Below are 11,381 nucleotides of genomic sequence, written 5' to 3' on the forward strand. Positions count from 1 at the left end.
GCCCTGGCTTCATGGACTTGACCGGAGCCCGGGGGGTACACTGATTTCTTTAAGTTTCCCGCCCCATTCCATGCCCCACGATTACCTCACCAAAATCCTCAACGCCCGGGTGTACGACGTTGCCGTCGAAACCGCCCTGTCCCCCATGCCCAACCTCTCCCGTCGTCTGGGCAACCGCTTTCTGCTGAAACGGGAAGACACCCAGCCGGTGTTTTCCTTCAAGCTGCGGGGGGCTTACAACAAGATCGCCAGCCTTTCTCCGGCCCAGCTTAAGCGGGGGGTGATTTGCGCCTCCGCCGGCAACCACGCCCAGGGCGTGGCCATGGCCGCCGCCAAGGTAGGGTGCCGGGCGGTGATCGTCATGCCCACCACCACGCCCCAGATCAAGGTGCAGGCGGTGGTGGCCCGGGGCGGCGAAGCGGTGCTGGCCGGGGAATCCTTTGATGAGGCCTATGCCCACGCCCTGGAATTGCAGAAGCGGGACAAGCTCACCTTCGTCCATCCTTTCGACGATCCGGAAGTGATTGCCGGTCAGGGCACCATTGGCATGGAAATCCTGCACCAGCACAGTAAGCCCATCCACGCCGTGTTCTGCTCCATCGGCGGCGGCGGTCTGGCCGCCGGGGTGGCGGCCTACATCAAGGAAGTGCGTCCGGACGTGAAGGTGATCGGGGTGGAAACCTTTGACGCCGACGCCATGCAGCGTTCCCTGATCGCCGGCAAGAGGGTGCGCCTCAACCAGGTGGGCCTGTTTTCCGACGGCACGGCGGTGAAATACGTGGGGGAAGAAACCTTCCGCCTGTGCCAGGAATATCTGGATGAAATCGTCCTGGTGGATACGGATGCCATCTGCGCCGCCATCAAGGATGTGTTTGAAGACACCCGCTCCATTCTGGAACCCGCCGGCGCCCTGGCCCTGGCCGGGGCCAAGGAATACGCCAAGCAGCACAAGCTGAAGGATCAGGCCCTGGTGGCCGTGGCCTCCGGGGCCAACACCAATTTCGACCGGCTCGGGTTCGTTACCGAGCGGGCCGAGGTGGGGGAACAGCGGGAAGCCATTCTGGCGGTCACCCTGCCGGAAAAACCCGGGGCCTACAAAAAGTTCGTCAGCCTCATCGGCAACCGGAGCATTACCGAATTCAACTACCGCTATAACGATGCCCAGGAAGCCCATGTCTTCGTCGGTATCCAGGTGGCCAACCGGGCCGAATCCCTGAAGCTGGTGGAAAGCCTGCAAAAGCACGGCTACGCCACCCTGGATTTGACCGAAGACGAAATGGCCAAGCTCCATGTGCGCCATCTGGTGGGGGGCCACGCCCATCAGGTGCAGAACGAGCTCCTCTACCGTTTTGAATTCCCGGAACGGCCCGGCGCCCTGATGCACTTCCTCAACCAAATGAGCGCCAGCTGGAATATCAGCCTGTTCCACTACCGCAACCACGGCGCCGACTATGGCCGGGTGCTGGTGGGGATGCAGGTGCCCCCGGCGGAAAAGAAGGAATTCCAGGCCTTCCTGAAAACCCTGGGCTACCGTTCCTGGGACGAATCCAAGAACCCGGCCTATAAGCTCTTCCTCGGCTGAGCCGGGATTTGCCTCTAAGAAAGCGGGCTGGGGCCCGCTTTTTTTGTTAACGCCTGCTTCCGGGAAATGCCCGCTGCACGGCCTTCTCCGCCTAAACGCGACCATATGCCGCATGCCCTTTTGGGTAGGGACTGCCTACCATTCCCCCCTTTTAACCGGGTCGGTCATGGGGCGCATAAGCCCTGGGCCGTTACTTTAGGGAGGCAATATGGGGTCGGGAAAGCGGGGCTTGGCGGGCGGTTTGGTGGCAATGGCCGTGGGGGGATTGGCCTGGGGGGCGGACGGGGTGCCCACCCTGGGGGAAGTGGAAGTCCGGGGCACGCCCTTGGACAGCGCGACTACGGAGGGTTCCGGTTCCTACACCAGCCCGGCGGTAACCGTGGCCGGCAAGGAAGCCGTGCCCCGGCGGGAAATTCCCAATTCCGTGTCCGTGGTGACCCGCCAGCAGATGGACGATCAGGCCATGGTGACGGTGACTGACGCCCTCCAATACACCACCGGGGTGACGGCCATCCCCAACGATCCCAGCCAGGCCCAGTTCAGCGCCCGGGGCTATGCCCTGGGGGTGATGTATGACGGTATGCCGGCCTACAGCAGCCTGTCCGGCTATCAGCAGTTTGATCTGGCCATCTATGACCGGGTGGAAGTGTGGCGGGGGCCCGCCGGATTGCTGCAAGGCTCAGACGATCCGGCCGGGGTGGTGAATCTGGTGCGCAAAAAAGCCCGTTCCGAGTTTGCCGCCAATGCCACCCTTTCCACCGGTTCCTGGAACGATAACCGGGCCGACCTGGACGTGACCGGGCCCCTGAACCAGGACCGGAGCCTGCGGGGCCGGGTGGTGCTGTCCGGGGAGAGCAAGGACTTTTTCTATGACCGGGCCCACGACAATCGCTGGTTAAGTTACGGGGAACTGGAGTACGACCTGTCTTCCCGTACCACCCTGTCCTTGTCCAACACGATCCAGGTGGATAAGGGGCCCTCCTGGAGCGGCCTGCCCGCTTCCACCACCGGGTCTTTCCTGGATGTGTCCCGCTCCACCAATGCCTATCCTTCCTGGTCTTCCATGTACTGGCGCACGGAAGAAAACGTGCTGGCCATGGAGCACCATTTCGATAACCAGTGGGTAGGCAAAATCAGCCTTTCCCAACGGGACCAGCGCCAGGATTTCTTCGACGCCTATCCCTCCTCCGGGGTGAATCCGGCCACCGACACCCTCTCCTATGCCCGGCGCCACTTCCAGTACGACTATCACCGCCAGGGGGTGGATGCCTATCTGACCGGGCCTTTCCAGTGGCTGGGGCGGCAGCACCGGGCCCTGCTGGGTTTTAATTACGACAAGTTTTCCTACACCTACCGGGGCTTCAAGGCCGCCGGCCTGAACGGTATTCCCTGGGGCGATCCCCAGGCCGTCACCCAGCCCAGCCAGCCCTACGACCGGGGCGGTGCCAACGAAAATCTGGAACACGGGGTCTTCGGCCAAGTGCGCCTGAGTCTGGCCGATCCGTGGAAACTGACCCTGGGGGCCCGGGTCACCGATTTCAGCACCCGCAGTCGGGGGCAAAGCCCGGGGGCGGTCACTCCGTGGCAGCCCGGGGCGCAGGCGTTTCAACATATCACCCCCTACGGTGGGCTGACCTACGACCTCAACCGGCAGTGGTCCCTGTACGCCAGCTATAGCGAAATTTTCATGCCCCAGACCGCCCAAACCTACCAGGGGCGTACCCTGGACCCCCGTATCGGCAGCCAGTACGAGCTGGGGACCAAGGGGGAATTGCTGGACGGTAAGCTCAATACTTCCTTTGCCGTCTTTCACATAGAAGACCGGAATCGGGCCATGGATGACCCGAACCATCCGGACTATTCCATCCAGGCGGGCAAGGCGGAGAGCAAGGGGTGGGAAACGGAAGTTTCCGGCAGTCCCCTGACCGGTCTGGAACTGAGCGCCGGTTACACCAATCTGATCACCCGCCTGGAGCGGGATGACAGTGCCCAGGGCCAGCCCCTCAACAACTGGTGGCCCCGCCATACCCTCAAGCTGTGGGGCAACTACCAGTTCAGCGGCAGTCTCCAGGGCTTTAGCGCCGGCCTGGGCCTGAATGCCATGAGCCGCTTTGCCGGGAACGGCAGCAGCGCGTCCCGGGAACAGGGGGGCTACGGGGTGGTGGATGCCCGCCTGGGCTACCGTTTTACCCCCAAATCCAGCGTTTCCCTGAATGTGAAAAATCTGTTCGACCGGTCCTATTTTGCCCGGATTGGCGGTTCCAATACCTACAACACCTACGGGGAGCCCCGCAGCGTCATGCTGACCTGGCGGTTGTCCCTGTAGGCGGGTAGGGCCCCGGGCCTCCGGGGAAAAACCGGGGGCCCGGGTCGGGGCGGCTAGACGGGTCGGGGGTCAAGGGGCCCCGGTTTCCTTGGGAGCCTCTTCCCTGGGCCTTTTCCGGGCCCCGGCGCCTAGGGCCAGAGAAACATCATGCGGGGAGGGGTGCCCGGCCGATCCGGGAAGGCGGCCCAGGGAATGGCCCGGAAGCATTGCTCTGCTTCCCGCGGCCGATGCTGGGCCAGGAGGGCGTAGCCCCGCAGAATGCGGGCGTCCAGGTCCTTAGGGTCGGCTGCCAGCCGTTGTTCCGCTTGGCGCTGTACCCGGAGGGCGTCCCCCTGGCGCTGCATCAGCAGAACCAGGCGTTGGCCGAACCAGAAATGGGTTAAATCTAGGGCCGGGATGGCCTGGGGCTGTTTGGGATCGTTGTGGCAGGACTGGCACTCTGCCGAGGTCCAGTGGGCCAGCTCATGGACGATGTGCTCCAGGGCCTCCCGCTCTTCCCCTTCCCGGCCTTCCAGCTGGGCGAGCCGGGCCCGGAGGGCCCAATAGCGGCGCTGATCCCGGGTATTGATGGCCTCTAGGGGCTGGACCTGGGCCAGTTCCTGCCGGGCGGCGGCAAAATTGCCCTCATCCAGATAGCCGTTGGCTGCTAGAACATGGGCCAGGGCTCTCAGGGAAAAAGGGTCCGTGCCGTTCTTCAGGGCCTCCAGGGTGGTCCGGTCCCCGTTGCGCACCGCCGCTTCCCGGGAAAGGCGCAGCCAGGTGGCCCGATCCGCCGTAGTCTGGGGCTCCCCGGCCATGGCGGCCAGGGCTCGGGCCGTTGCTGCCGGGTCCTGACGGGCGTTTTCCCTGATCTGTTCCAGCCGTTCCCTGACCCCGGTGGGGGCGGCGGGACTTTCGCTGGCTCCGGCCGCCAGGGAGGGGAGGGCGCTCAGGGCCAGGAGCAGGGCTCCTGCCAGCACGGACAGGGGGGAATGGGGTAGGGGCATGGCTGGGTCCGGAAAAAAGGAAAGGGGGGATTGTTCCCCTCCCGGGGCCGGGCCCGGAATGCGGCGGATTGTCGCAGGGGTGGGTGGGGGCCGCCGGGCTCAGGCCTGGGGCGGGGAAAAGCGGAAAATGCCCGCTTCCGTTACCAGGGCGTCCAGGGGCATGTCGTGGGCTTCCGGGCGAATATCCGCCACCCGGGCCTGTTCAAAACCCACGCCGATAGCCAGGGGGCGGGGGGCCAGGGCGGCCAGGGTGCGGTCAAAGTAGCCGCCCCCATAACCCAGCCGGTAGCCTTTTTCATCCACCCCATTAACCGGCAGCAGCAGGACGCTGGGGACGACCCAGTCCCCGGTGGCCGGGGTGGGAATGCCGTAGCGGTCCGGGGTCAGGGGGGTATCCGGGGTCCAGGGGCGAAAGGCCAGGGGGGCGGCGTTTTTCACCACCACCGGCAGGGCCGGGGTGGCGCCCCGGCGGGCCAGGTCCACCAGGGCGGGGCGCAGGTCCGGTTCGTTATGGACCGGCCAGCAAAAGCCCACTACCTGCTGGGCCAGTTGGGGAAAGCCCGCCAGCAGGTGGGCGCAGATGGCCTGGGAAAGGGCGGCCACCTGTTCCGGGGCCAGGGCCAGACGGGCGGCCACCAGCTGCCGGCGCAGGGCGCTGCGGCAGGAAAGGGAGTGGGGGCCGGCGGGGGCCGGGGAGGAAGGGGCGGCGCTCATGTGCTATGCTGCGAATGCTGTAGTCCTGGCGTCCAGCTTATCACACACGATGTTCTCCCCCTTTTCCTCCTCCCGCTTTTCCGCCCCCCTGGCTCCCTGGCGTGCCGGGCTCGGCAAACTTCTGTGGATCGGCCTGTGGGCCTGTTCCTCCCTGGCTTCCGCCTATACGGATGACCGCTTTCTCCTCGCCCGTGACGCTTTCCGGGCCGGGGATGCGGCCCGGCTGGAACGCCTGGCTCCCGAACTCCAGGGCTCCGATCTGGGGCCCTATGTGGATTATTACCGGCTGCGCATTCACCTGGATCAGACCGATCCGGCGGCCATCGCGGATTTTCTCAACCGGCAGGACAAAACCTACCTGGCGGAAAAGCTGCGGGGCGATTGGCTGCGCTTCCTGGCCAAGCAGCAACGCTGGCAGGAATTCGACGCCGAATATCCCAAGGTTTCCCAGCCGGACCAGGATTTAGCCTGCTACGCCTTGCAGGGACGCATTCAGCGGGGCGATGGTCGGGCCCTGGATGAGGCCTTGCCCCTCTGGCGCAGCCTGATGGACCCGCCCCCGCCCTGTGTGCCGGTGCTGGAAGCCCTGGTGCTGAACAAGCGGGTGCTGGCCGCCGATGTCTGGGACCGCATCCATCTCCAGTTTGAAGCCAACAAAACGGCCCAGGCCTGGAATACGGTCCAGTATCTGCCCGTCTCCCAGGCCCCGGACAGCCGGACCTATGCCCAGGTGGTGGATAAGCCCCTGGTCTGGCTCTACCAGCTGCCCCCCAGCTTTGCCGCCAACCGGCAGGTGCGGGAATTGGCCCTCCTGGCCCTGCAACGGGTAGCCCGCAATGACCCGGCGGTGGCCAAGGACCGGCTGGAAAAGCTCCAGGACCAGTTCCAGGCCAACGACCTGCACTGGATTTGGGGCGAGGTGGCCTGGCAGGCCGCTTCCCGCCATTTTGGCGATGCCCTCAATTGGTATAAGCGGGCCGGGGACGGGGTGTTGAGCGACGAGCCCCAGGCTTGGCGCGTGCGGGCCGCCTTGCGGGCCCAGGATTGGGGCGCCGTGCGGGACGGGGTGGAGGCCATGCGGCCGCCCCAGTCCGAGGACCCCACCTGGATTTACTGGCTGGGCCGGGCCTATAAGGCGGGGGGGATGCTGGACAAGGCCAACCGGCTGTTCCAGCGCATCGCCGGGCAGGCCAATTTCTACGGCAGTCTGGCGTCCGAAGAACTGGGCCGGCCGGTGCGGGTGCCCCCCGCCGCCAAGGCCCCCACGCCGGAAGAAATGGCCCGGGTCAGCAACAACGTTTCCGTGCGCCGGGCCCTGGCCCTGTTCAGCCTCAATCTGCGTTTTGAAGGCAGCAAGGAATGGTCCTGGGCCCTGAAGGGCATGAGTGACCGGGAATTGCTAGCCGCCGCCGAAATCGCCAAAAACAGCAATATTTTCGACCGGGCCATCGCCGCGGCGGACAAGACCCGCAACGAGCATGACTACAGCCTGCGCTATCTGGCTCCCTACGTGGATCAGGTGCGTCCGGCGGCCCGCAGCCAGCAGCTGGATGACGCCTGGGTGTACGGCCTGATGCGCCAGGAAAGTCGCTTCGTCACCTCCGCCAAATCCAATGTGGGGGCCTCGGGCCTGATGCAGCTCATGCCCGCCACCGCCCGCTGGGTGGCCAAGAAAATCGGTCTGCGGGACTATTCTCCCAATCAGGTGGCGGATACGGAAACCAATCTCATGCTGGGTACCAGTTATCTGCGCCTGGTCATGGAAAGTCTGGATAATCACCCGGTGCTGGCCTCCGCCGCCTATAACGCCGGTCCGGGCCGGGCCCAGAAATGGCGCGGCAGCCAGCCCCTGGAAGGGGCCATCTACGCGGAGACCATTCCCTTCGCCGAGACCCGGGATTACGTCAAGAAGGTAATGAGCAATTCCATTTACTATTCCATCCTGTTCAATGATCAACCCCAGTCCCTGAAACAGCGGCTGGGGGTGGTCATGCCCAAGGGCAGCGGTATCGGGGCGGTTAGCCCGAGCAGTCTGCCTTAGCCGGATGGTCCGGGGAAACGGCCCGTCGGCCGCTTCCCCCGGTCGCTAGCCCCCGGAGGTCCCGGGCGCCGGAAGTTTCGGCCCGGGTCCGTGCCGCCGGGGACGACGGCCGACATTCAACTACCCGTAACTGTCAGAGGAAAGCCATGGCGCTGAAAAATATTCTCTTGTTGGGCGGTAGCGGTTTCGTCGGCGGGCATATTGCCCACCTCCTGTCCAACCAGGGTGGTCTGCGGATCACCATTCCCACCCGCCGTCTGGAACGCTCCCGGGATCTCCTGCCTTTGCCCGGGGTGCATCTGGTGGAGGCGGACATCAACGACCCGGGAGTGCTCCTGTCCCTGGTCAAAGGCCAGGACGCAGTTATCAATCTGGTGGGGATTCTCCATAGCGACAGCGCCCAGCCCTACGGCAAAGCCTTTGCCCGAGCCCATGTGGCCCTGCCCAAGAAGGTGGTGGCGGCCATGAAACAGGCCGGGGTGCGCCGTCTGCTGCACATGAGCGCCCTGAAGGCCGATCCCCAGGGGCCCTCCGAATACCTGCGCTCCAAGGGAGAAGGGGAGGCGGTGGTGCTGGCCGCCAAGGACGACCTGGAGGTGACCGTCTTCCGGCCTTCGGTGATTTTCGGCCAGGGGGATTCCTTCCTCACCACCTTCGCCCGTCTGCTGCGCAAGGCGCCCCTGTTCCCCCTGGGCTATCCCTTTGCCCGCTTCCAGCCCGTATTTGTGGAAGATGTGGCCCGGGCCTTCGTGGACAGCCTGGAAGATCCGGCCAGCTATGGCCGCAGTTTCGACCTTTGCGGTCCCCAGATTTACACCCTGCGCCAGCTGGTGGAATACGTGGGCAAGGTGACCGGTTACCCCCGGCCCGTGGTGCGTCTGCCGGAACTTGTGGCCTACCTCCAGGCCGGGCTTATGGCCCTAGCGCCCCGGCCCCTCATGTCCCCGGACAACCTGCGTTCCCTCCAGGTGGATAACGTGGCGGAAGGCCGGGACCGGGCTCCCGCCGGGTGGCTGCCCACGGCCCTGGAGGCGGTGGGTCCGGCCTATCTGAATCCCCACGTGGGCCACGCCAAGCTGGACAGCTATCGCTACCGGGCGCGCCGCTAGGCCGCCTGCCCCTGCCACCGGAACGGAGAACCCCATGCTTAAGCTGGTTATCGGCGACAAGAAGTTTTCTTCCTGGTCTTTGCGACCCTGGCTGCTGCTCAAACAGGCGGGCATTCCCTTTGAGGAACTCCCGGTACGCCTGCGCCAGGCCGATACGGGAGAACAAATCCGCCGTTATTCCCCCTCGGGCAAGGTGCCCCTGCTTATGGACGGGGCGACCCGGGTCTGGGATTCCCTGGCCATCTGTGAATATGTGGCCGAACTGGCGGCGGACCGCTGGCTGCCCCTGTGGCCGGAAGACCGGGCTGCCCGGGCTCGGGCCCGTTCCGTGAGCGCGGAAATGCATTCCGGCTTTCCCGCCCTGCGCACCCACATGGGCATGGACGTGGGGGCCCGCCTCCCCGGACAGGGCCGGGACCCGGAGGCTTTGAAGGATGTGGCCCGGGTGGTGGAGATCTGGACCGGCTGCCGGCAGGAATTTGGCCAGGCGGCCAACGGCCCCTTCCTCTTCGGCGCCTTTTCCGTGGCCGACGCCATGTTTGCCCCCGTGGCCTTCCGCTTCCAGACCTATGGGGTGGAATTGCCCCCGGTGGCGGCGACCTACCGGGATGCCCTTCTGGCCCTGCCGGCCATGCAGGAATGGGCGGCCGCCGCCCAGGCGGAAGGAGCCTGACCGGGTGGATATCTACATTGTGGGGGGCGCCGTCCGGGACGGCCTGCTCGGTCTACCCGTTCAGGACCGGGATTTCGTAGTGGTGGGGGCAACCCCGGAACAAATGCTGGCGGCGGGCTACCGGCCCGTGGGCAAGGATTTTCCCGTGTTTCTCCACCCCACTAGCCATGAGGAATACGCCCTGGCCCGCACGGAGCGCAAGACGGGCCGGGGCTACCACGGCTTCGCCTTCCACGCCGACCCGGACGTCACTCTGGAAGAGGACCTGGCCCGCCGGGACCTGACCATCAACGCCATCGCCCAGGCCCCGGACGGCACCTATATCGATCCCTACGGCGGTCTGGCCGACCTGAAGGCCCGGGTGCTGCGCCATGTGGGCCCGGCCTTTGTGGAAGACCCGGTGCGCATTCTGCGCCTGGCCCGCTTTGCCGCCCGCTTCACGGAATTTTCCGTGGCCCCGGAAACCTTCGCCCTCATGGGCACCATGGTGGCCAATGGGGAAGTGGATCATCTGGTGCCGGAACGGGTCTGGCAGGAGCTGGCCAAGGGCCTCATGGAAGCCCGGCCGTCCCGCATGATCCAGGTGCTGCGCCAGTGCGGCGCCCTGGCCCGGCTGCTGCCCGAGGTGGACCGGCTCTACGGGGTGCCCCAGCGGGCCGACTATCACCCGGAAGTGGATACGGGGGTCCATCTGGAGCTGGTGCTGGATACCGCCGCCGCCCGGGGCGAACCCCTGCCCGTGCGCTTTGCCGCCCTGACCCACGACCTGGGCAAGGGCACCACCCCGGCGGACATCCTGCCCCGGCACATCGGCCACGAAGCCCGTAGTCTGGAGCTGCTGGAAGGGGTCTGCGCCCGCCTGCGGGTGCCCACGGACTGCCGGGATCTGGCCCGGCTGGTGGCCCGCTACCACAGCGATGTGCATCGGGTGGCCGACCTGAAGGCCACCACCCTGGTGAAACTCCTGGAGCAGGCCGATGCCCTGCGCCGTCCCCAGCGCTTTGACCAGCTCCTGGCCGCCTGCACCTGTGATTTCCTGGGCCGGGGCGGGGATTGGCCCACCCGTCCCTATCCGTCTCCCGATCGGCTGCGCCACGCCTTGGCCGCCGTCCAGACCGTGGATGCGGCTGCCATCGCCAAGGCCTGCCCCGATCCTCGGCAGATCCCGGAACACCTGCACCGGGCCCGGGTGGCGGCGGTGAGCCAGGCCCTGGCCGACTTTCCGGCCTGAAGGGGCTGCCCGAGCCCTATGGGATGAGCCGGAGGGTGCCCCATTGCCCCGGCAAAGCGGGGGCGGCGGAGTCTGTTTCTAGCCGCCTCGCCACCGTGTTAAATTGCTCCTTGGGCCGCGAGGATTCCCCCGTGGCCCTCCCAAAAAAGGAGCGGGCCATGGATCAGGGCAAATCTCAACGCCGCCGCCGCCCGGTGTGGCTTACCTGGCTGCTGGCCGCCGGTCTGGCCCTTCTCTGGGGCACCGCCCCGGCCCAGGCCCTCTATAAAACCGTGGGACCGGACGGCCGGGTGACCTACACGGACCACCCGCCGGGCAACGCCAAAGCCAAGCCCCTATCCACCGGGAACCCCACCCTAAGCTACTCCCCGGGGGCCACCGCCAACCCCTCCTCCCCCAGCGCCCGTTCCCGGATCGGGGCCGTTACCCTCTATTCCGCCGTCTGGTGCGGCTACTGCCGCCAGGCCAAAGCCTATTTGGGCAGCCACGGCATCGCCTACCGGGAAGTGGACGTGGAATCCCCCAGCGGCGCCGCCGATTTCGCCCGAGCAGGCGGGGGGCGGGGCATCCCCCTCCTGGTCGCCGGCGGCCAGCAAATCCGAGGTTATTCCCCGGCCTCCTACGACGCGTTGTTTGGGCGCTGAGGCTCCCCCAAAAGCCGAAAAGCGATGGGCCGGATGCCTTTGGCCATTTTTTCTGCGCTATTTTTGCCGGATTGA

9 protein-coding genes are annotated in these 11,381 nt (G+C 65.9%); 7 read left to right on the forward strand and 2 right to left on the reverse strand.

Annotated elements, in window-relative coordinates:
- Positions 1-70: 70 nt before the first annotated feature.
- Both ilvA and Azoinq_RS07345 read left to right on the forward strand, forming a co-directional pair.
- On the forward strand, positions 71-1,582 hold the full coding sequence (gene ilvA / locus Azoinq_RS07340; RefSeq protein WP_216130473.1) for a threonine ammonia-lyase, biosynthetic: 1,512 nt from the start codon (positions 71-73) through the stop codon (positions 1,580-1,582).
- Between the two features lie 208 nt (positions 1,583-1,790).
- Positions 1,791-3,908 carry a TonB-dependent siderophore receptor gene (locus Azoinq_RS07345; RefSeq protein ID WP_216178456.1) on the forward strand — a complete coding sequence of 706 codons (2,118 nt, stop codon included), beginning with the start codon at positions 1,791-1,793 and terminating at the stop codon, positions 3,906-3,908.
- Between the two features lie 128 nt (positions 3,909-4,036).
- Here the strand turns inward: Azoinq_RS07345 and Azoinq_RS07350 are convergent, their stop codons facing one another.
- Both Azoinq_RS07350 and Azoinq_RS07355 read right to left on the reverse strand, forming a co-directional pair.
- Positions 4,037-4,894, reverse strand: a complete 858-nt coding sequence (locus Azoinq_RS07350) for a tetratricopeptide repeat protein (RefSeq protein WP_216130469.1) — start codon at positions 4,892-4,894, stop codon at positions 4,037-4,039.
- Between the two features lie 99 nt (positions 4,895-4,993).
- Positions 4,994-5,608 carry a 5-formyltetrahydrofolate cyclo-ligase gene (locus Azoinq_RS07355; protein ID WP_216130467.1) on the reverse strand — a complete coding sequence of 205 codons (615 nt, stop codon included), beginning with the start codon at positions 5,606-5,608 and terminating at the stop codon, positions 4,994-4,996.
- Positions 5,609-5,657: 49 nt separating this feature from the next.
- On the opposite strand from Azoinq_RS07355, the gene Azoinq_RS07360 reads away from it, so the two are divergent.
- From Azoinq_RS07360 to Azoinq_RS07380, 5 genes are all read left to right on the forward strand, one after another.
- Positions 5,658-7,649: a lytic transglycosylase domain-containing protein gene (locus tag Azoinq_RS07360; RefSeq protein WP_216130465.1), complete on the forward strand. Its 1,992-nt coding sequence runs from the start codon at positions 5,658-5,660 to the stop codon at positions 7,647-7,649.
- A 146-nt stretch (positions 7,650-7,795) separates the two neighbouring features.
- The gene (locus Azoinq_RS07365; protein WP_216130463.1) at positions 7,796-8,758 is read left to right on the forward strand and encodes a complex I NDUFA9 subunit family protein; all 963 of its coding nucleotides are present in this window, start codon (positions 7,796-7,798) and stop codon (positions 8,756-8,758) included.
- A gap of 34 nt (positions 8,759-8,792) precedes the next feature.
- Positions 8,793-9,431, forward strand: coding sequence for a glutathione S-transferase family protein (locus tag Azoinq_RS07370; RefSeq protein ID WP_216130461.1), 639 nt, complete (start codon positions 8,793-8,795; stop codon positions 9,429-9,431).
- Between the two features lie 4 nt (positions 9,432-9,435).
- A complete protein-coding gene (locus Azoinq_RS07375) occupies positions 9,436-10,662 on the forward strand; it encodes a multifunctional CCA addition/repair protein (RefSeq protein ID WP_216130459.1) in 1,227 nt (408 codons plus the stop codon).
- A 131-nt stretch (positions 10,663-10,793) separates the two neighbouring features.
- Positions 10,794-11,306 (forward strand): glutaredoxin domain-containing protein, encoded by a 513-nt coding sequence (locus Azoinq_RS07380; protein WP_216130457.1) that lies wholly within the window; start codon positions 10,794-10,796, stop codon positions 11,304-11,306.
- The last annotated feature ends 75 nt before the right edge of the window (positions 11,307-11,381 follow it).

The sequence above is a fragment of the Azospira inquinata genome, from assembly GCF_018905915.1.
GTDB lineage: Bacteria > Pseudomonadota > Gammaproteobacteria > Burkholderiales > Rhodocyclaceae > Azospira > Azospira inquinata.